Source organism: Rhizobium sp. BR 362 (genome assembly GCF_036528765.1).
GTDB lineage: Bacteria > Pseudomonadota > Alphaproteobacteria > Rhizobiales > Rhizobiaceae > Rhizobium.
The window spans coordinates 310,569-330,789 of sequence record NZ_JARWGH010000003.1; the positions used below are offsets into that span (position 1 = coordinate 310,569).

Annotated in this window: 21 protein-coding genes; 12 read left to right on the forward strand and 9 right to left on the reverse strand. The window is 60.5% G+C overall.

The features are described 5' to 3' along the window. The first annotated feature begins 44 nt into the window (after positions 1-44). Positions 45-1,037 carry an alpha/beta hydrolase family protein gene (locus QDY28_RS05950; protein WP_331380757.1) on the forward strand — a complete coding sequence of 331 codons (993 nt, stop codon included), beginning with the start codon at positions 45-47 and terminating at the stop codon, positions 1,035-1,037. 3 nt (positions 1,038-1,040) lie between these two features. On the opposite strand, the gene scpA is transcribed toward QDY28_RS05950, so the two are convergent. Further along, the gene (scpA, locus tag QDY28_RS05955) at positions 1,041-3,173 is read right to left on the reverse strand and encodes a methylmalonyl-CoA mutase (RefSeq protein ID WP_331380758.1); all 2,133 of its coding nucleotides are present in this window, start codon (positions 3,171-3,173) and stop codon (positions 1,041-1,043) included. A 253-nt stretch (positions 3,174-3,426) separates the two neighbouring features. Beyond that, positions 3,427-4,779 carry a methylmalonyl-CoA mutase family protein gene (locus QDY28_RS05960; protein WP_331380759.1) on the reverse strand — a complete coding sequence of 451 codons (1,353 nt, stop codon included), beginning with the start codon at positions 4,777-4,779 and terminating at the stop codon, positions 3,427-3,429. A gap of 157 nt (positions 4,780-4,936) precedes the next feature. On the opposite strand from QDY28_RS05960, the gene QDY28_RS05965 reads away from it, so the two are divergent. Beyond that, a complete protein-coding gene (locus tag QDY28_RS05965) occupies positions 4,937-5,740 on the forward strand; it encodes a L,D-transpeptidase (protein ID WP_331380876.1) in 804 nt (267 codons plus the stop codon). Positions 5,741-5,898: 158 nt separating this feature from the next. After that, positions 5,899-6,636 (forward strand): L,D-transpeptidase family protein, encoded by a 738-nt coding sequence (locus tag QDY28_RS05970; protein ID WP_331380760.1) that lies wholly within the window; start codon positions 5,899-5,901, stop codon positions 6,634-6,636. An 18-nt stretch (positions 6,637-6,654) separates the two neighbouring features. On the opposite strand, the gene QDY28_RS05975 is transcribed toward QDY28_RS05970, so the two are convergent. Then, positions 6,655-7,125 (reverse strand): MarR family winged helix-turn-helix transcriptional regulator, encoded by a 471-nt coding sequence (locus tag QDY28_RS05975; protein ID WP_331380761.1) that lies wholly within the window; start codon positions 7,123-7,125, stop codon positions 6,655-6,657. Positions 7,126-7,257: 132 nt separating this feature from the next. Here QDY28_RS05975 and QDY28_RS05980 point away from each other — a divergent pair, with 132 nt between their 5' ends. From QDY28_RS05980 to QDY28_RS05990, 3 genes are all read left to right on the forward strand, one after another. Further along, the gene (locus QDY28_RS05980; protein WP_331380762.1) at positions 7,258-7,680 is read left to right on the forward strand and encodes an organic hydroperoxide resistance protein; all 423 of its coding nucleotides are present in this window, start codon (positions 7,258-7,260) and stop codon (positions 7,678-7,680) included. Between the two features lie 128 nt (positions 7,681-7,808). Further along, a complete protein-coding gene (locus tag QDY28_RS05985) occupies positions 7,809-8,192 on the forward strand; it encodes an antitoxin Xre/MbcA/ParS toxin-binding domain-containing protein (RefSeq protein ID WP_331380763.1) in 384 nt (127 codons plus the stop codon). Then, positions 8,152-8,910 carry an RES family NAD+ phosphorylase gene (locus QDY28_RS05990; RefSeq protein WP_331380764.1) on the forward strand — a complete coding sequence of 253 codons (759 nt, stop codon included), beginning with the start codon at positions 8,152-8,154 and terminating at the stop codon, positions 8,908-8,910. Before QDY28_RS05985 ends, QDY28_RS05990 begins: the two co-directional genes overlap by 41 nt. On the opposite strand, the gene QDY28_RS05995 is transcribed toward QDY28_RS05990, so the two are convergent. Then, entirely contained in the window at positions 8,907-9,353 is a 447-nt protein-coding gene (locus tag QDY28_RS05995; protein WP_331380765.1) for a MarR family winged helix-turn-helix transcriptional regulator, read from the reverse strand. The genes QDY28_RS05990 and QDY28_RS05995 overlap by 4 nt on opposite strands. Positions 9,354-9,424: 71 nt before the next feature. On the opposite strand from QDY28_RS05995, the gene QDY28_RS06000 reads away from it, so the two are divergent. The 3 genes from QDY28_RS06000 to QDY28_RS06010 all read left to right on the forward strand — a co-directional run bounded on the left by QDY28_RS06000 (position 9,425) and on the right by QDY28_RS06010 (position 11,530). After that, positions 9,425-10,150: a DUF899 domain-containing protein gene (locus QDY28_RS06000; RefSeq protein ID WP_331380767.1), complete on the forward strand. Its 726-nt coding sequence runs from the start codon at positions 9,425-9,427 to the stop codon at positions 10,148-10,150. A 118-nt stretch (positions 10,151-10,268) separates the two neighbouring features. Next, complete coding sequence (locus tag QDY28_RS06005) at positions 10,269-10,742, forward strand: DUF1579 domain-containing protein (RefSeq protein WP_331380768.1); 474 nt, start codon at positions 10,269-10,271, stop codon at positions 10,740-10,742. Between the two features lie 11 nt (positions 10,743-10,753). Further along, positions 10,754-11,530 (forward strand): VOC family protein, encoded by a 777-nt coding sequence (locus QDY28_RS06010; RefSeq protein ID WP_331380769.1) that lies wholly within the window; start codon positions 10,754-10,756, stop codon positions 11,528-11,530. Between the two features lie 159 nt (positions 11,531-11,689). Here the strand turns inward: QDY28_RS06010 and QDY28_RS06015 are convergent, their stop codons facing one another. Further along, a complete protein-coding gene (locus QDY28_RS06015; RefSeq protein WP_331380770.1) occupies positions 11,690-13,219 on the reverse strand; it encodes a helicase HerA-like C-terminal domain-containing protein in 1,530 nt (509 codons plus the stop codon). 222 nt (positions 13,220-13,441) lie between these two features. Here QDY28_RS06015 and QDY28_RS06020 point away from each other — a divergent pair, with 222 nt between their 5' ends. Together QDY28_RS06020 and QDY28_RS06025 are read left to right on the forward strand one after the other, a co-directional pair. Continuing rightward, entirely contained in the window at positions 13,442-13,837 is a 396-nt protein-coding gene (locus QDY28_RS06020; protein WP_331380771.1) for a hypothetical protein, read from the forward strand. Between the two features lie 241 nt (positions 13,838-14,078). After that, positions 14,079-15,437, forward strand: a complete 1,359-nt coding sequence (locus tag QDY28_RS06025; RefSeq protein WP_331380772.1) for a metallophosphoesterase family protein — start codon at positions 14,079-14,081, stop codon at positions 15,435-15,437. A 27-nt stretch (positions 15,438-15,464) separates the two neighbouring features. On the opposite strand, the gene zwf is transcribed toward QDY28_RS06025, so the two are convergent. The 4 genes from zwf to QDY28_RS06045 form a co-directional block, all read right to left on the reverse strand. Next, positions 15,465-16,964: a glucose-6-phosphate dehydrogenase gene (gene zwf, locus QDY28_RS06030; protein WP_331380773.1), complete on the reverse strand. Its 1,500-nt coding sequence runs from the start codon at positions 16,962-16,964 to the stop codon at positions 15,465-15,467. A 199-nt stretch (positions 16,965-17,163) separates the two neighbouring features. Then, on the reverse strand, positions 17,164-17,934 hold the full coding sequence (gene tam / locus QDY28_RS06035; protein ID WP_331380774.1) for a trans-aconitate 2-methyltransferase: 771 nt from the start codon (positions 17,932-17,934) through the stop codon (positions 17,164-17,166). A gap of 46 nt (positions 17,935-17,980) precedes the next feature. After that, positions 17,981-19,021, reverse strand: a complete 1,041-nt coding sequence (locus tag QDY28_RS06040; RefSeq protein WP_331380775.1) for a zinc-dependent alcohol dehydrogenase family protein — start codon at positions 19,019-19,021, stop codon at positions 17,981-17,983. A gap of 38 nt (positions 19,022-19,059) precedes the next feature. Next, the gene (locus QDY28_RS06045; protein WP_331380776.1) at positions 19,060-19,230 is read right to left on the reverse strand and encodes a hypothetical protein; all 171 of its coding nucleotides are present in this window, start codon (positions 19,228-19,230) and stop codon (positions 19,060-19,062) included. Here QDY28_RS06045 and QDY28_RS06050 point away from each other — a divergent pair. Continuing rightward, on the forward strand, positions 19,229-20,116 hold the full coding sequence (locus tag QDY28_RS06050) for a branched-chain amino acid aminotransferase (protein ID WP_331380777.1): 888 nt from the start codon (positions 19,229-19,231) through the stop codon (positions 20,114-20,116). The genes QDY28_RS06045 and QDY28_RS06050 overlap by 2 nt on opposite strands. Positions 20,117-20,221 lie beyond the last annotated feature (105 nt).

Consider the following 20,221-nt stretch of genomic DNA (forward strand, 5'->3'; position numbering starts at 1 on the left):
ACCCGTGCAGATTTTGATCCGCCGGGCATATTTGGACAGAGCATATGACAACGTCTGAAGACAATGCATTTCGCCCCACTCGCCGCACCCTTCTATCTGGCCTTGCCGTTACCCTTTTTGCTCCCAATATCGCCCGAGCTGCCGAAACCGCGGCTCCTGTTGCCAAATCGGTCGATGCCAAGGTTATGGATCCGCAGACTGGCAAACCGGCCGTCGCGGTGGCTGAGCCGCCGCTTCTGACTGGCGATTATGCCAAGGAGCGCCATAAGTTTCGCACCGACCTTCTGAATAAGGGGCCGGCGCCCGACAAATATGAGCCGTTGGTCGCCCCATCGGACGCCGATCAGATTTTCTATCGCAGCGGTCTCGGCGGCGAGCTGGAACTCGTTGCCTGGGTGTCGCGCTACGAGCGCACGCCGAAGCCGAAGCCCGCGGTACTCTTTCTCCACGGCGGCAATGCCATCGGTCAGGGCCATTGGCTGCCGATGAAGCCCTATATCGAGGCCGGCTACGTGGTCATGATCCCGTCGATGCGCGGCGAAAACGGCCAAAAGGGCAATTTCTCGGGCTTCTATGACGAGGTTGCCGACGTTCTCGCCGCATCTAATCGTTTGCGCCATCTGCCGGGCGTCGATCCGCACCGTCTGTTCCTCGCGGGCCATAGCGTCGGCGGCACGCTGGCAATGCTGGCGGCAATGTCGGCCAAACGCTTCCGCGCGGCCGCTCCCATGTCAGGCAATCCGGATGCCTTTGCCTTCTTCCATCGTTATCCGGAGGACATCCGCTTCAACGCGAAAAATCCGCGCGAATTTCAGATGCGGTCGCCGGTCTGCTATGCCCATAGCTTCAAATGCCCCTTGAAGGTCATGCACGCCAGCGAAGAGGGCACTTTGCAGGCCCGGGCGGCGCTGCTTTCGAAGCGCGCTCTCGCCGCCGGCGTAAAAATGGAGCTGGCGACGGTACAGGGCAATCACAACTCGGCGCTGCCGGGCGAGATCGAACAGAGCATCCAATTTTTCAGGAGCGTGGCGGCCTAGGGGTTAGCGCATCAACCGATCCACCACCGCCGCCGCCGCCTCGGCAATCACCGTTCCCGGCGGGAAAATCGCGTCTGCGCCGGCAGCTTCCAATGCCGCGAAATCCTGAGGCGGGATCACGCCGCCGACGGCGATGAGGATGCGGCCCGCATGGCGGCGCATCAGCGCTTCCTTGAGCTCCGGCACCAGCGTCAGATGGCCGGCGGCAAGCGACGATGCACCGATGATGTCGGCGCCTTCGCGAACCGCGAGATCGGCCACTTCCTCCGGCGTCTGAAACATGGCGCCCACGACGACATCGAAGCCGAGATCGGCGAAGGCTGTGGCAATGACCTTCTGCCCGCGATCATGTCCGTCCTGCCCCATCTTGGCGACGAGGATGCGGGGCTTCTCCCCCTTTGCCTTGCGAAAAGCTTCCACCTTGGCAACCGCTGTGTTGAACAGCGGATCGGCAGTGCCGACTTCCTTGCGGTAGACGCCGGATATGGTTCTGATCTCTGCAACATGTCGGCCATAGGCCTTTTCCAACGCCAGCGAGATTTCGCCGACCGTCGCTCTCGCGCGCGCCGCCTTGACGGCGAAATCCAGCAGATTGCCGGTGCCGCTGCGTGCAGCATCCGTCAGTGCGTCCAGAGCCGTCTCCACCGCCGCCGTCTCGCGCGTGCCCTTCAACTGCTGCAGCTTGGAAAGCTGGCGGGCGCGGACCTCGGAATTGTCGACCTTCAGCACGTCGACTTCGATATCCTGTTCCGGTCGCGAGAAATTGACGCCGACGACGGTTTGGTGGCCGCTATCGATGCGCGCTTGCGTGCGGGCGGCCGCCTCTTCGATCCGGAGTTTCGGAATGCCCTTTTCGATCGCCTTTGCCATGCCGCCGAGCGCCTCGACCTCTTCGATATGGGTGAGTGCGCGGGCTGCCAGATCATGCGTCAGCCGCTCGACATAGGCCGAGCCGCCCCAAGGATCGATGATGCCGGTCGTGCCGGATTCCTTCTGCAGCAATATCTGCGTGTTGCGGGCGATGCGGGCTGAATGATCTGTCGGCAGCGCAAGCGCTTCGTCGAAGGAGTTGGTGTGCAGGGATTGCGTATGGCCTTGTGTCGCCGCCATCGCTTCGACCATGGTGCGGATGATGTTGTTCATCGGATCCTGCGCCGTCAGCGACCAGCCGGATGTCTGGCTGTGGGTGCGAAGCGCCAGCGACTTCCCATCCTTCGGCGCAAAGTTCTTCTGCATCAATGCGGCCCAGATCAGCCGTGCCGCGCGCATCTTGGCGACTTCCATGAAGAAATTCATGCCGACCGCCCAGAAGAAGGAGAGGCGCGGCGCGAAGCTGTCGATATCGAGCCCGGCGGCGACACCGGCGCGGGCATATTCGATACCGTCCGCGATCGTGTAGGCGAGTTCCAGATCCGCCGTCGCACCGGCTTCCTGCATATGGTAGCCGGAAATCGAGATCGAATTGAATTTCGGCATCCGCTGGCTGGTATAGCTGAAAATGTCGGAAACGATCCGCATCGAGGGCTGCGGCGGATAGATGTAGGTGTTGCGGACCATGAACTCCTTAAGAATGTCGTTCTGGATCGTGCCCGAGAGCTTGTTCTCGGAAACCCCTTGCTCCTCGGCGGCGACGATATAAAGCGCCATCACCGGCAGCACCGCGCCGTTCATGGTCATCGACACGCTCATCTCGCCAAGCGGGATGCCGTCGAAAAGCTGCCGCATGTCGAGAATGGAATCGATCGCCACGCCAGCCATGCCGACATCCCCGGCAACGCGCGGATGGTCGCTGTCATAGCCGCGATGGGTGGCAAGATCGAAGGCGACGGAGAGCCCTTTCTGGCCGGCCGCGAGATTGCGGCGGTAAAAGGCATTCGATTCCTCGGCGGTGGAGAAACCCGCATATTGCCGGATGGTCCAGGGTTGCTGGACATACATGGTAGGGTAGGGGCCGCGGACGAAGGGAGCCGCGCCGGGATAGGTGTCGAGGAAGTTCAAACCGGCGAGGTCAGCCGTGTCATAGAGGCGCTTGACGGCGATGTCCTCTGGGGTCTGCCAAGCTGGGGCGTCGGTAGTTGTTGTTTTGGTTTGTGGTTTTTTCCAACTGATATTGGTGAAATCGGGGACATGGGTCATAGGGCCGATACCTCCACATATGCCGCGCCTGCGTCACCCCCCTCTGTCACTTCGTGACATCTCCCCCGCACGGGGGGAGATTGGTAGCCTGCAGCACGTCTTTGCCTCACATGGGCATCTGATCCGCTGAAACGGTGTTGGATTTTGTCACGGAGTAAATGGCAAAGTCCCAACGATCTCCCCCCTTGTGGGGGAGATGTCGCGAAAGCGACAGAGAGGGGTATTGCACTCTCCACGAACTCTACAGACGCCGTCATGCCGCGACCTCATCCAACCGCACCGGCGTCAGCCCCATACACTCCGCCACAGGCCCCAATTCTCCCGCGACCACAACCGGTCGCTCCGCCTTCGCAGCAAACAATGTCGTCCCCACAATCGGTTTTGTCGCGCGGTTCGTTCTCGCCTCGGCCACCATCGCCGTCAACCGGCCACTAGCGATAATCCCCGCAAGCCCGCCGTCCCGCTCAATGCCTCCAAAAATTTCCCAGGCCTTTTCCGCCAAAGCCTCGGTCAGCGCTTCGATACCGCCAGCCCCGGCGGCCGGATCGACGACATGGTCGAGATGGCTTTCGGCAATCAGGACGGTCTGGGTATTGCGGGCCAGGCGCCGTGCCAGCGGATCGGGAATGCCATGGGTCAAGCTGTGCGGCAGCACGGAAATCTCGTCGGCGCCCCCCGTGCCGGCGGAGAAGACGGCTATCGTGTTGCGCAGAATGTTGGTTTCCGGGTCGAGCCGGCTGAGCATGCGGTAGCTCGTTTCCATGTAGAGGTGGGCGGCAGGCGGTTCGGAAATGCCGCAGAGCTCCGCGATGCGGGCAAAGAGCAAGCGTGCGGCGCGAGCTTTCGCCATGGTGATGTATTGGTTCTGATCGGCAGACAGGCAGAGACTTGCGGCGTTGAGGGTCACCTCCGGCGCAAAGCCTGCCTTGTCCAATAGTTTCAGATGGCCGACGAGAGCCGCCGCCACGACGGCCAGTTCCTGCGCCTCCGTTCCCCCGGCATTGTGCACGGCACGGCCGTCGGCATTGAAGAGGGTGCCGGCAAATCCGGCATCCCGCAGGCGTTCGAAGCTCCCCGTCAACTCCTGCACCGTGCTGCCGGAGGCGAAAACGTCGAGGCCGAAATGCATGGTCGGGAGATGTTGGCTCTTCCCGAGCGCCGACGCCGATGCCGACGCAAAGGCCGGCGAGAAACCGTCAAGGCGCAGCGAGATGGAATTGCCCGAAACCGCAGCCGCCAATCTTGCCGCAAGCGTCTCAATGTTCCCGCCCACGCCGGCACCACAGGCCGAAGGGCTGGCTTTCGAGATCAGGCTGATGCCGGTGCAGCCTTTGGCGAGATCGTCGCCGAGCTGGATGAAAGCGCGTTCGATATCCGGATCATCCATGCGCTGGCTGACGATCCAAGGTCGGTCGGTGTGGCGGCGGGCCAAAGGCGCCGCATCGGCGCGGCGGGCATAAAGCGGCTCGATTGCGATGCCGTCATCCGTTCGCGATACCAGCGCCTCCTGGAAATCCGCGCCCTTCAGCGCCCGGTCCACCAGCTTGAGCCATGCCTCGCGACTTACCGGAGCAAAAACGTTCGGGTCGAGACTGTCGATATTCATGCCATCCTCCGTGCCTCAATGGTCTAACCCAAGCCAGGGCAAGGTAAAACAGAAGTTTGCCTTATTGGCGCAATATCTTCGCGTCCGACGCCAGCTTCGCGCCAGCCGCGTCGGTCATCATGCGGCTGACCGATCCATATTCAACTGGTTCCCGATCATGGCCGATCTCCTGCCCGCTTCCCGTCGCCTGCTTGTCGTTGCCGCACTTTCTGCGTTGTCCGGCTGCAGCATTATTCCCGATACCGGGGCGACCGATCCCGATCGGTTTGTGCAGGAAACCGCGCCTATCTTCTATCAGCCGGAAGGCATCGATCCGCAGAAGGTGAAACGCTTGCCGGTACAGCCGGTGCCGCAGGCGCGCGATCTCTTCCGCACCCAATTCAACCAGACCTATGGCCTGCCGACGTTCAATCCGGTGCATCAGGCCATGTATGCGCAGAAGAGCGAAGACGATTTCACCCTGCCGGCGATTCCATATAAGCGGATAGATCCGCGATTTCTGCGTCAGGAAGTGGACTACCGAACCAATGAAAGACCCGGCACGATCGTCGTCGATACAAGGGGCCACTATCTTTATTTCGTCGAGCCGGGCGGTAGGGCGATGCGCTACGGCGTCGGCCTTGGCGCAGCCGGTTATGCCTGGCATGGCAGAGGCGTCATCCAATGGAAGCAGAAATGGCCGCGCTGGACGCCGCCGGCCGAAATGGTGGCTCGCGAACCGGAGATCAAGCCGGTTTCGGCGCAGCGCGGTGGCATGAATCCTGGGCCGACCAATCCGCTCGGCGCCCGCGCCCTTTATATTTTCCAGAATGGCAAGGATACGCTCTATCGCATCCACGGCACGCCGGATTGGCAGTCGATCGGCAAAGAAGCGTCATCCGGCTGCGTCCGCATGCTGAACCAGGATGTGATCGATCTCTTCAATCGCGTGTCTGCAAAGGCCGAAGTCGTGGTTTTGTAACGGCAGATTGAAACAAATTTTCGTGATGTTGCATAAGTGCGATAGCCGGGCTTGGCTGTGCTCTTTAGTTTTATTCTTGTCTCTGCGAATCTTGCCGGGAACCGAATCGTATCGTTTCGGGTTTCCGCTTCCCTTCCAACAGGAATGATGCTGTCGACATGAGCCTGCCTTCTTCTCTTTCCCGACGAAATTTCCTAGCCCTCGCGGGCATTGGCGCCGTTTCGACGCTTGCCGGCTGTGCTTCCACGGTCGAGAGCAACCCGATCGTCAGTCCTGTGCAGTATAACGGCTCTACCTATCGCCCCCTCGGCGGCTGGCTTTCGAGCTATAATGGCGAGCAGCCGGACCCGGCTGTGATCTATGCGGCCATGGACGATGGCGGCTTTCATCTTCCGGCAATACCCTATCAGCAGATCGATCCAAGATATTATCGTCAGCGCGTTGTCGATCCGACCGGCGAGCCGCCGGGCACCGTCGTCGTCAATACGCGCGAGCGCTTCCTCTATGTTACCGAGCCGGGCGGCACGGCTATGCGCTACGGCATCGGCGTCGGGCGCGAAGGCTTTGCCTGGCAGGGCCGCGGTGTGATCCAGTGGCGCAAGAAGTGGCCGCGCTGGAATCCGCCGGACGAAATGGTCGCCCGCCAGCCGGAACTCGTCAAATATTCCATTGCCAACGGCGGCATGGAGCCGGGCTTGACCAATCCGCTCGGTGCGCGCGCCCTTTATATTTTCGAGGATAAGCAGGACTCGCTCTACCGTCTGCACGGCAATCCCGATTGGCGCTCCATCGGCAAGGCGGTTTCCTCGGGCTGCGTCCGTCTGCTCAATCAGGATGTCATCGATCTCTACGACCGCGTGCCGGAACGTGCACCGATTTTGGTGACGCAGGCTTAAGTTTTTGACGAATGGAATTTAACGGCTCTCATCAGCCGTTAAATTCGCTCGTAGCCGCTGTAGTTGCTCTCGCAGACTGGCCATTTCATCCATGTCGCAGCCAGCAGCTTCGACGATGGCGGCCATGATCGAATTGACCTGGCATTTCATGGCGGCGCCCTTGTCCGTCAATGAAACGATGACTTGTCGTTCGTCCTTGGGGTCGCGCATGCGCCCGATCAGGCCGGCTTGCTCGAGGCGCTTCAACAGCGGCGAGAGCGTGCCTGAATCGAGATCAAGCTGCTCGCCGATTGTCTTGACCGGCTGACAACCTTTTTCCCAGAGCACCAGCATCACCAGGTATTGCGGATAAGTCAGGCCGACACGATCGAGGATCGGCTTGTAGGCGCGATTGAAGGCATGTGCGGTCGCGTAGACGGCAAAACAGAGTTGCCGTTCCAGCCGCTTTTCCTCATCCGGGATTGCCCGCTCCTCCACCTTGTCCGTCATCACTGCTCCGCCAGTTTTTTGTTGATGTCATTGTCACAGGTTCACTTTTCAAAATCAAATCGCAAAAATAAGTTGCGCACGATTAAATCGCGCTATATACAACAGTCGTTCAACTCGCAAAGGAGATCTGACATGCCTATCCTCTACACCACCAAGGCTTCTGCCACCGGCGGCCGTGCAGGCCACGCCGTTTCCGAAAATGGCGTTCTTGACGTCACCCTGACCGTGCCGAAGGAACTTGGCGGTGACGGGGCTACCGGCACCAATCCTGAACAACTCTTCGCTGCGGGCTATTCCGCCTGCTTCCTCGGCGCTCTGAAATTTGTTGCCGGCCAGCAGAAGGTCAAGATTCCGGAAGACGCCAAGGTGACGGCAACGGTCGGCGTCGGTCCGCGTGAGGATGGCGGCGGCTTCGGTATCGAGGTCTCTCTGTCGGTTCACATTCCCGGCATGGACAAGGCCGAAGCTGAAAAGCTCGTGGCTGCCGCTCACATCGTCTGCCCCTATAGCCACGCCATGCGCACCTCGACGGAAGTGCCGGTCACGGTTGCCTGAGGATAGGCTTTCCATCTTTCGAACTGATGGAACGGATGCCATAAAGGAGCGGCATGCATTTCCCTGCATGTCGCTCCTTTTCTTTTGCAAGAAACTTGCTATATTTTTTCCTAAGAAAGGATATAGCCATGACACATGCTCAAGTGATCGGTCTTGCAAATCCGGGCGAGGCTCTGGTCATTACCAAGGCGGTCGTCAATGCGGCGGAGCGGTTGGGATTGAATGCGCGCATGCTCGCTGCCGTCATCGGCGTTTCGGAAGCAACGGTGTCGCGCATGAAGCGGCAGGATCATCTTCTGGAGCGGCACAGCAAGCCATTTGAACTCGCCGTTCTTTTCGTGCGCCTGTTCCGCTCGCTCGATGCCATTGTCGGCGGCGATGAGGCCGTGGCGCGGCAATGGCTGCGCAACGTCAATCTCGCCTTCGGCGCGACGCCGCTCGAAAAGATCACCTCCATATCCGGATTGACCGATGTCCTTGCCTATCTGGACGCCCGCCGCGCTCTCGTCTGAGGCCCGGCCGATTTCCGGCCACTATTGGCGGCTGGTGGAGGCACAGCATCAGGTCTCGACGTTGAAGCTGGTCGATACGCTGGAAGAACAGGCGCTTCTCGAGCATCTGCTGGAGGAGAGCAAGCCGGCGCTGCCGCCGGAATGCGCCGGCCTGGATTATCTGCTGGCGACCCCCTTCCGCTACGGAGCGATCTATCCGCACGGCTCACGCTTCAGACGGGCGGGGCGTACCCTGGGCGTCTTCTATGCTTCGGAACGGGTTGAAACGGCGCTGGCCGAAATGAGCTTTTACAGGCTGCTTTTCTTTGCCGATTCTCCGGAGACGCCGTTGCCCGCCAATGCCGCGGAATATACCGCCTTTGCCGCGGCGATCGCCACGAAAGAGGCGATCGACTTGACCCGTTCGCCGTTGGACCAGGATCGCGAGGCCTGGACCGATCCCGTCAGCTACGAAGCTTGCCAGTCACTCGCCGACGCAGCGCGGGCAGGGGGTATCCAGGCGATGCTCTACCGATCCGTCAGGGATCCACAAGGCGGGAAGAATATTGCGCTTCTGACGGCGCATGCCTTTGCCGCACGCGAACCCGTCGAACGGCAGACCTGGCGCATCCGGCTGTCGCCGGCGGGCGTGCAGGCACTCTGCGATTTTCCAAAAAGCCGCATCGGTTTCGCGCGCGGCGATTTTGGCGCCGATCCCCGCATGCGAAATAGCGCTTAAGACAGCGCGAGCAGGTCACGCCGCAACCGGTCCGCATTGCCGTCGGGCAGCCGTGCTTCCACCTCGGCATGAGTCACTTTCCAGATCGGCACGGCGGCCGCAAGCACCGCTTTTCCCGATGGCGTCAGGCTGAGCAGCCGGGCACGCCGATCCCTGGGATTGGGCAGAATGGTCACCCAGCCCCGCCGTGTCAGCGGCTTTAAGGCCGCCGTCAGTGTCGTCTGATCTATTGCAAGCAGGGTTGCGACCGGCCCCATGGCCGCCGGTTCTGGCCTGTTCAGCGACATCATCAGAGAAAACTGGCCATTTGTGAGTTCGAGCGGCCTCAGGGCTTCATCGAAACGGCGCGCCAAGGCCCGAGCGGCGCGCTGCACATGCAGGCAAAGGCAGGTATCGCGCACCAATAGTGTTGTCTCGAAAGGAATCTCAATCACGTTTGACATGGTTTACTAATATTGATATCAATCTATTTGTCAAGTTTGGTGAGAAGTGGACGCCGGAGGAGGGCGCGACGATGAACCAAATCGTTTCACGCGAGGTGTGGCTGGAGGCTCGCCGCGAGCTGCTTGCCAAGGAGAAAGAAGCGACGCATTTGCGTGACCGTATCAATGCCGAGCGTTTGGCGCTGCCCTGGGTCAAGGTCGACAAGGATTATTTTTTCGACACGCCTACCGGCAAGAAATCGCTTGCGGAACTCTTTGACGGCCGCAGTCAGCTCATCGTCTATCACTTCATGCTCGGTCCGAACTGGGAAGCCGGATGTCCCGGTTGCTCGTTCCTCGCTGATCATTTCGACGGTGCCTTGCCACATCTCAATCACCACGACGTCACCCTCGTTGCCGTTGCCCGCGCGCCGATCGAGAAGATCGAGGCTTACAAGAAGCGTATGGGCTGGAAATTTCCCTGGGTGTCGTCTTTCGCCAACGATTTCAATTTCGACTACCACGTCTCCTTTACGCCAGAGCAGCTCGCCGGCGAAAAGGTGTTCTACAATTTCTCTGCCATGGACGCCAAGAACGGCCACGACGAGCTTCCTGGGCTCAGCGCGTTCTACAAGGATGAAACCGGGAATATCTTCCACACCTATTCCAGCTATGCCCGCGGCGGCGAGGAGATGATCGGCACGTTGATGATCCTCGACAATGCGCCGAAGGGCCGCAACGAAGGCAGCACCATGGATTTCGTGCGTCGCCACGACGAATATGAGGAAGCCCCAAAGGCGCAGTCCTCCTGTCACTGAAGCATAACGGCTCAGCGGCGCGACTTTTTCGGGAGGCCGCGCCGGAACAAAAATCCGAAATGCCGTGTTTAGAGCACTACGGCGTATAAGGCTCGGCCGATCGCAGAGGAGGGACGCGATGAAGGCGGAACTGACGGAACAGCACACATTCCTGCAGAAACTCCTCGGCACATGGGAGGTTAACGCCACCGATCCCGAGGGCAAGATCGACCATGGCACCGGGACGGAGACCGTCCGCTCGCTGCATGGCATTTGGTTTCTGTGCGAGGGAGAGGGGACAATGCCAGGCGGCGGCGCCGCCGCGACATTGCTGACCCTCGGCTATGATCCCGAGAAGGGCAAATATACCGGCACCTGGGTCGGCAGCATGATGAACCACATGTGGGTTTACGAAGGCGCTCTCGATCAGACCGGCCGCACGCTGCTGCTCGACACGTCAGGGCCGGATTTTGAACATCAAGGCCAGTCGGCCAGCTATCGTGAAGCCATCACATTCATCAACGACAATGAACGCATCTTTTCCTCAAGCGTCCGCCAACCGGACGGAAGCTGGAAGGAATTCATGATCGCCAATTACCGCCGCAAGCAATAGGGAGAGCTGCAATGGCTGAGAAGGGATATTTTGTCTGGTACGAACTCATGACGACCGACATGGCCGCGGGGGAGGCCTTCTACCGCAAGGTAGTCGGCTGGGACGCCAAGGATGCCGGGATGCCGGACATCGAAATGGCCTATACCCTGTTCAGCGCCGGCGCCGGCCCCGTTGCCGGTATGATGATTCTGCCGGAAGAGGCCAAGGCCATGGGCACTCCGCCTTGCTGGACCGGTTATATCGGCGTGCCCAATGTCGACGAGGCCGCCAAGACGATCGCCGCAAAAGGCGGCAGGGTCTATCGCGAGCCGGGGGACATTCCGGGTGTCGGCCGCTTCGCCGTCGTCTCCGACCCCTACGGCGCCGCTTTCTGCATCTTCACGCCGTTGCCGGGCCAGGATTGGCAGCCGTCGGAGCCAAATGCTCCCGGCTATATCGGCTGGCACGAGCTCTACGCCGGCGATGGCCCGAAAGCCTTCGATTTCTACCGTGACATGTTCGGCTGGGAATCGAGCTCCGATTTCGACATGTGGCCGATGGGCACCTACAAGATCTTCAAGATCGGCGACCGCGACTTCGGCGGCATCATGACCAAGCCTGCGGAAATGCCGATGGCGGCCTGGAACTTCTATTTCAACGTCCCGGCGATCGATGCTGCCGTCGGCCGCGTCAACGAAGGCGGCGGCAAGATCGTCAACGGTCCGATGGAAGTCCCCGGTGGTAGCTGGATCGTCCAGTGCACCGACCCGCAAGGTGCATTCTTCTCGCTCGTTGCGCCGACGCGGTAAATCTCTACCTTCTCCTTCTCGGGGAGAAGGTCGCGCATAGCGCGGATTGAGGGGCATTCCTGGGGAACCGGTTTTCGAGCACGGCTTATGATATTCGTCGCTGTGCTCCCTCTCATCCGCCCTTCAGGCACCTTCTCCCCGAGGGGAGAAGGTGTTCTGCTACCGTTTCAAGCTACCCAGAATCCCGCGAACCAGTGCCCGGCCGACCTGTGTCGCGACTGTACGCGCCATGCTCTTCATCGCTGCTTCCACGATCGTCTCGCGCTGATAGCCGGAACGGCCGCGGCTTGCGGGTTTGTCATCGTCGCCGCCGAAGCCGGGGAGCGTCCAGCGGCCGCCGGCGCTTCCGCTGTCCGGTTTTGCAGCATCCTGCTCTGCAGCCTTGCGGGCACGGGCGGTGAGGATTTCGAAGGCGGATTCACGATCCACCGTCTCGTCATAGAGGCCGGCGACCGGACTGGCATTGACGATGGCCCGGCGCTCGGCATCGGTTACCGGGCCAATGCGGGCGGAGGGTGGACGAATCAGGGTGCGTTCGACGATCGAGGGTGCCCCCTTGCCTTCGAGCATGGAGACCAGCGCTTCGCCGGTGCCGAGCGTGGTGATGACTTCGGCGCAGTTGAATGCCGGGTTTGGTCTGAAGGTTTCAGCGGCGGTCTGGACTGCCTTCTGTTCGCGCGGCGAATAGGCGCGCAACGCATGCTGCACGCGATTGCCAAGCTGGGCGAGCACGGTTTCCGGCACGTCGAGCGGATTCTGCGTGACGAAATAGACGCCGACCCCCTTGGAGCGGATCAGGCGCACGACCTGTTCGACGCGTTCGATCAGCACCTTTGGTGCATCGTTGAAGAGTAGATGCGCCTCGTCGAAGAAGAACACCAGCTTCGGCTTATCGGGATCGCCGACTTCCGGCAGTTCCTCGAAGAGCTCGGATAGCAGCCACAACAGGAAGGTGGCGTAAAGGCGTGGGTTCATCATCAGCTTGTCGGCGGCAAGCACCGAGATCTGTCCGTAACCGTCATTGCTGACGCGCATGATGTCGGAAATCTGCAGTGCCGGCTCGCCGAAGAAATTTTCCGCTCCTTGCTGCTCCAGAACCAACAGAGCCCGCTGGATCGAGCCGACGGAGGACTTCGAGATAAGCCCGAACTGGCTGGAAAGCTCGCTGGCATGGTCGCCCATATAGTTGAGCAGAGACTGCAGATCCTTAAGGTCGAGCAACGCCAGACCATTGTCGTCGGCAATCTTGAAGGCGATGTTGAGCACGCCCTCCTGCGCTTCCGATGCGTTCATGAGCCGTGCCAGCAGCAGCGGCCCCATCTCGGCAATGGTGGTGCGGACGCGATGGCCCTTTTCGCCATAGAGATCCCAGAAGATCACCGGGAACTGATCGAATTCATAGGGCTTCAGCCCGATTTCCTCGGCACGCTTCAAAAGGAAGTCCTTCGGCTCGCCCTTGGCGGCAATGCCGGAGAGATCGCCCTTGATGTCGGCGCAGAAGACCGGCACCCCGGCCTTCGAAAAGCCCTCCGCCAGCACCTGCAGGGTCACCGTCTTGCCGGTGCCGGTCGCGCCGGTGACGAGACCATGGCGGTTACCGAATTTCAGCGCCAGATATTCGTCCTTGTTGATGCTGTCGTCCGGACTACGGCTGGCGCCGACGAAAATCTGTCCATCCTGTTGCGGCATCAGGCCTCGTCTCCCTTGGGCGGCCGCAGACCTCGAAAGCTGCCAGGCGCCCATTCACTGATTTGTCCTGACGCTGTTATAAGAAGAGACTTGAATGGGGACAACCGTTCGCTTCATGGTGATGCTTCCGGTACAGTCGTGCACAACCCGGCCCGACTTGAGTCGGTCGGCGCATTCAATTACGTTGACGTTCACGTCACAAGTAACAGGCAGGAGGCCAGAATGAACGAGATTATTGATCAGATCGCAACGAGAGCCGGCATTTCCCCCGATATTGCAGAGAGGGCTGTTGGCATGATGCTCGGCTTCCTGCAGCGCGAAGCACCGGATGGCCCGGTCACTAAGATGATCGAATCCATCCCGGGCGCTTCCGATCTGGTGGCGCAATATAACGGTGAAGAAACGTCCGGCGGCGGGCTGCTCGGCGGCCTCCTCAGCGCCGTCGGCGCTGGTGGCGGTCTCATGGCGCTTGGCCAGTCCTTGATGAGCAGCGGTCTCAACATGGGCGAAATTTCTTCGCTCGCAAAGGAAACCATCGCGACCGCCCGCGAGCATGCCGGCGATGAAGTGGTCGACGAGGTCGTCAACTCCGTACCGGGCTTGAGCCAGTTCCTTTGATCCATTTCATTTCCTCTCCCCGCCCGCGGGGAGAGGACTAGGGTGAGGGGCCAGGCACTTAGGCTCGGCAAGGATGGATGAGCTGACAGTCCTCGATATGGCGGGATGGCATATTCCGCATTGCGGGTGGATCGGAGAAAGCCCCTCATCCGAGTCGTCGACATTTCGCGCCGCTCAATGTCTTCGCCCACCTTCTCCCCGCTTGTGGGGCGAAGGTGTTTGATTTCTTACAGGCAGTCCCATGTCCGCAAACGCCATTCCGTCTCTTTTGCCGAACGGGCCTGGTCACCAGTTCGTGCTCTACGGTGATTCTTGTTCCGGCGTCCCCGGCGCGCTGCATGAGGAGACCTTCGCCGCCGTCAATGCCGTTTTGCGCCGGCTCTATCCGCCGCCGGAGTTCATTCTGTTTCCGGGCGACGAAATCATTGGCCTGACCGACGATCCCAAGGCTTTGAAGGCGCAATGGCGGCATTGGTTCGAGCATGAAATGGGCTGGCTCGATCGGAAAAAGACACCGCTTTGGCACACGACCGGCAACCACACCACCTATGACGAAATGAGCGAGCAGGTCTTTCGCGAGGTCCTGCAGCTTCCGGAAAACGGGCCGCCGGGTCAGCAAGGCCTGTCTTATTGGGTGCGCCGCGGTGATCTCCTGCTGGTCTTCGTTCATACGCTATGGACAGGTCTCGGCGGCGAGGGCCATGTCGAGACCGAATGGCTGGAGGCGACGCTGAAGGCGCATAGCGATGCCCGTCACAAGATCGTACTCGGCCATCATCCCGTTTTCCCCATCAACGGGTTTTCCGGATCGTATCAGCGCGAGATCGGCTCGGATTACACCAAGAGATTCTGGGACATTCTGGTCGAAGCAGAGGTTCTGGCCTATGTCTGTAGCCATATCCTCGCCTTCGACGTCCAGGTTCACCGCGGCGTTCTGCAGCTCTGCACCGCCGGCGCAGGCACCGCCCATAGAATGCCGGAGGGTGTGGAATATCTTCATTGCATCCAGGCGGCGCTTGATGCGGACAGTTTTCGCTATCAGGTGCTGGATACGAACGGCGCCGTTCGTGAGCAATTGCAATGGCCCTTTAAGCCGTCCGGTCCCGAGGCATGGCAAGACCTGTCCCCAGGGATTCATCCCGCCGGCTTTACAGGCCCGATGAACAATGATCGCATCATCGAATTGCGGATAAAGGGCCTAATGCCGGAGACGGCGCATGCACCTGCCCAAACATTCTTTTCTGCCTTCAATCCCGGCAGCATCGCACCATTCTGGCTTGGCGTACGCGGTCCGCGGCAAACTCTGACCCTCATCCTTGGACGTGAACGCGGCCGCAGTCCGCATTACTGGTTCGGGCCCGATCTCGTTTCAGGCAAGCCCTTCGATGTCGATATCGCCTTGCACGCCGGAATGGGTCCGGGCGGCATGCTCTATCGCATGCAGGGCGATGACGGATGGACCTCTTTCGCCGGAGCTTCTGCTACCGGGCTCGAACGTTTGGTCTGGCCGACGCAATGGAGCGTTGGCCATGGTCAGGGCGGCGCTAAAGATCGCGCCTTCATGGGCGAGGGATTGAAGGTAGCGTTTGCCGCAGGATAGACGCCACGCCGCCTTCTTCCTTATGTCTCAATCGTCTCCAATCTTATGCCAGACGCGGCCGTCGCGCCCGATGAGCTCGTCCGCACAGGCCGGTCCCATGCTACCCGGCGCATAGGGGTCGGGTTTGCCGCCGTCGGCCCAAAGATCGAGGAAAGGCTGCACTGCCGCCCAGCCGGCTTCGATGCTGTCGGCGCGCTGGAACAGGGTCTGATCTCCGACGAAGAGTTCGTAGAGCAGCGATTCATAGCCCGTCTGATGACCGATGTCGAAGTGGTCGGCATAGCGGAAGTCCAGCTCGATCGGCGAGGTCTTCAGCACCAAGCCCGGCGATTTGATGGAGATTCCCATCTGCAGCCCTTCGTTCGGCTGCACCTGAATGATCAGCTTGTTCGGGGGCAGGTCCGGTCGCGTGGCTACGCGCGGAAATTGCGCGAAAGGCACTTGCCGGAAGGTGATGACGACTTCAGTGTCACGCGCCTTCAACGCCTTGCCCGTGCGCAGATAGAAGGGCACGCCTGCCCAGCGCCAGGTGTCGACGAAAAGTTTCAGCGCTACATAGGTTTCGGTATTGCTGTCTGGCGCGACATCGGGCGTCTCCGTGTAGGCCGGCAGATATTTGCCGTCGAGCGGCCCGGCGGCGTAGGCGCCTCGCACCGCGTTTTTCGCCGCCTCGTCTCGCGAATAATGGCGCAACGCCTTCAGCACCTTACCCTTTTCGTTGCGGACGGATTCTGCGTCGAAGCTGTTCGGCGGCTCCATGGCCACCATGGCAAGAAGCTGGAACAGATGGTTCGGCACCATATCGCGCAAAGCGCCCGTCGCGTCGTAGAACTTGCCGCGCGTACCGACCTCCACCAATTCCGCCGCAGTGATCTGCACATGGTCGATGTAGTTGTTGTTCCACAGAGCTTCGATCATCATGTTGGCAAACCGCGTCGTCATGATGTTCTGCACCGTTTCCTTACCGAGGAAATGGTCGATGCGATAAACTTGGCTCTCGTTTGCGCTGTGCAGAAGCGTCGCGTTCAACATCTGCGCGGAAGCGAGGTCATGGCCGAACGGCTTCTCGATGGCGATGCGCCGAAAAACGCCGGCGGTTTCGTCAAGGAGCCGATGCTCGGCGAGGCGGCTGGTAATCTCGCCGAAAAAGCGCGGCTGCACGGCAAAATAGAAAGCGGCATTGGCGCTCGGCGCATGCTGTAGCCGTCTAGTGATTTCCTCATAGATCGCCGCCTGCGTGAAGTCTCCGGAAATATAAGAGATGCGCGTCTTCAATCTCTGCCAGGCGTCGCTCTGCTGCGCTTGCTCCATTCCGTTCGCCGTCAGGAAGGCGTCAAGATGCTCGACGAGGAACTCGTCGCCGCCGGGCTCGATGCTGACGCCGAGCACATGCAGATCGTCGCCCAACATACCGGCCTTGGTCATATTGATCAGCGTTGGCATCAGAAGCCGGCGCGTCAGGTCGCCGGTTGCGCCGAAGATGACGAGCGTCAGCGGCGGAGCGGGAGGAACGGTGAAGCCGGTCATGAATGCACCTCTGTCTGGAATAGGGAGATCAGGTTTCTGGACGACATGCATCTTCTCCTTCAGCCGGTTGCGTTCATACTTGGGCGAGGATGTTCTAACCCAAGATCGAGAAAACCGGAATCGCTTTTCGAAAGGCGTTGCGCTCCGGGGCACCGTCCCATTGGTGGGAGTCAACACGGCACAGATGCTATAGGGAGCCCTAATTCTTCACAGCGATCATGAACAGCCGCGGAAATCGCAGCAGGACCTTGCCGTCCACCAATGGCGGATAGGCCTTTTCAATGCGCGCGAGATAGTCGGCGGTGAAGGCATCCCGGTGTTCGTCGCCGGCATGATCGAGATAGGGACGCAAGCCCGTGCCCTTGACCCATTCGACGATCGCAGCAGCATTTTCCAATGGGTGATTGTAGTTCGTGTGCCAGAGGTCGACGCGCGCGGACTTGCCGATCAGCCGGTTATAGTAGGCCGCGGGCGAGGGAAGGGGATTGCGGCGCACGCTTTTCTTCGCGAAAGCGTCGCTCCAAGGGCCGTTTTTCGCCGTCTCCTCCATCATCAGATGGCTGAGTTCGGTCAGATTGTCGGGCATCTGGATGGCGAGCACTCCGCCTGACCTTAGTCCGTCCATCAGGCGCTCGAAAATGTCGAGATGATCAGGCAACCATTGGAAAACGGCGTTGGCGAAAAGCAGATCGACAGGTTCTTCCGGTTGCCAGGTGGCAAGATCGGCCTTGACGAAGGTCGTGCCGGGCATGCGCTTGCGAGCCGCCTCCAGCATGTTCTCGTCGCTGTCGAGGCCGGAGACGCCGGCCCCACCGTAGCGCTCCACGATAAGCTCCGTCGAATTGCCAGGCCCGCAGCCAAGATCGATAGCGCGATCTATGCGCTGCAACGGTACCTGCGCCAGCAAGTCGTGCGCCGGGCGCGTGCGCTCGTCCTCGAATTTGACGTATTGGCCGGCAGACCATGCCATGATGCTATCCTCTTCATCAGATTACACATTCGGGTGGGCGGGATGCCTAAAATTGCGTGATGACGCTGATTCCGGTGCCCTCCGCCTTGTCCAGCGCCATCAGTGCTGGCACGGCCTCTTCCAGGCTGATTTTGCGGCCGATCAGTTTTTGCGGGGCGATTTTGCCGGCGGCGAGCATGTCCAGCATGGCGTCGTACCGCCAGGCCTGCATGCCGTGGCTGCCGTAAATCTCCAGCTCATTCCCGATCACCTGCGCCATCGGAATCTGCGGCGCGGCATATTCGCCAAGCATCAGGCCGACCTGCACATGCCGGCCGCGACGGCGGAGATTCTTGATCGAATTGAAACAGGTGACGGGATGGCCGAGCGCATCGATCGAAACATGCGCGCCGCCCTTGGTGATCTCGCGTACCGCTTCGGCGACGTCGGCAACGCTAGCCGCGTTGATTGCCGCCACCGCACCGCATTCCCGCGCGAAAGCCAGCTTCTCGTCGGAAATATCGATGGCAATGGCATTCGCTCCGAGCGCGCTCGCGATCATGATGGCGGACAGGCCGACGCCGCCGCAGCCATGCACGGCGATCCATTCACCCGGGCGGGTCCTGGCCTGGTCGGCGACGGCACGAAACGAGGTGGCGAAACGGCAGCCGAGGCTCGCCGCCGTCGCATCGTCGATCGTCTCCGGCAGGTGCACCAGATTGGTGTCCGCATAATCGATCGCCACATATTCGGCGAAGGATCCCCAATGGGTGAAGCCGGGCTGGAACTGGTTCGGGCAGACCTGCTGATTGCCAGAATGGCATTCCGCGCAATGGCCGCAGCCGGACACGAAGGGTACGGTGACGCGGTCGCCGAGCTTGAAACGGACGACGCCCCGGCCCGCTGCCACCACTTTGCCGGCAAGTTCATGGCCGGGCACATGCGGCAGCTTGATGTCCGGGTCATGGCCCATCCAGCCATGCCAATCGCTGCGGCAAAGCCCTGTGGCGCCGACGGCGATGACGACACCGTCCTCGTTTGGCGTCGGGTCGGGAACGGTCCGAATCTCGGGCGTGGCCTCGAAGGCCTCATAGTACATAGCTTTCATTGGAATCTCGCGCATCCTGCCGCGTTTGAGGTGGCCCATCATTTTTCCTGATTCATCCATTCGTCAAGCTGTTGTTTCGGCGCATGAAAGTTGCGCTGGAAATGCGGCTTCCGGCGCTTTGTTGCGAATGGATTTCGTGCCGCACTTTCCCCTTGACCCCCAGGTTGTGCAGGGATTTGCTGCTTGCCGCTTTCAGGAGGAAAGATCATGGCTGTCGATACATCCCCCCGCACCACAACCTGGACCTATGTCGATGGAGAATGGCTCACCGGCAATCCGCCGCTGATCGGCCCGACCTCGCATGCCATGTGGCTGGGCTCGACCGTGTTCGACGGTGCGCGCTGGTTCGACGGCATCGCGCCCGATCTCGACCTTCATTGTCAGCGCGTCAACCGCTCCGCGCTCGCCATGGGCCTGAAGCCGCTCAAGACGGCCGAGGAAATCGAAGCGCTCGCCTGGGAGGGCGTGAAGAAATTCGATGGCAAGACACCGATCTATATCAAGCCGATGTACTGGGGCGAACACGGCTCGCCGGGCAGCGTCGTCGCCGTCGATGCGGAATCAACCCGTTTCGCGCTCTGCCTGTTCGAGGCGGCGTTGGGCGGCCATGGCGGCGTAACGTTGACGGTCTCGCCCTTCCGCCGCCCGTCGCCGGAAACGGCGATGACCGACGCCAAAGCCGGCTCGCTTTATCCGAACAGCGGCCGCATGATCGTGGAAGCGAAGAAGCGCGGTTTTGATAACGCGCTGGTGCGCGACATGAACGGCAATGTCGTCGAGACTGCCTCCTCGAACGTTTTCATGGTGAAGGACGGCATCATCTACACGCCGGTCGCCAACCGGACGTTCCTTGCCGGCATTACCCGCGCCCGCGTCATGGGTCTGTTGCGCCGGGAGGGATTTGACGTGCGCGAGGAAACGCTGTCCGTCGAGCAATTCATGGCCGCCGACGAGATCTTCACCACCGGAAACTACTCGAAAGTCGTTTCGGTCAACCGCCTCGACGACCGCGAATTTCAGCAGGGTCCGGTCGCCCGCAAGGCGCTGGAACTTTACATGGACTGGGCTTACGGGCGGACTGCCAGCGAGGAGTGAGGAGCGGTCGGGCATCAAGCGCGCGCGGTCCGATGTCGATTTCATCTGCGCCCGAAAGTAGTTAAATTAGGCGATGCGAAGGTAAGGTTTGTGGTAAAATGACGT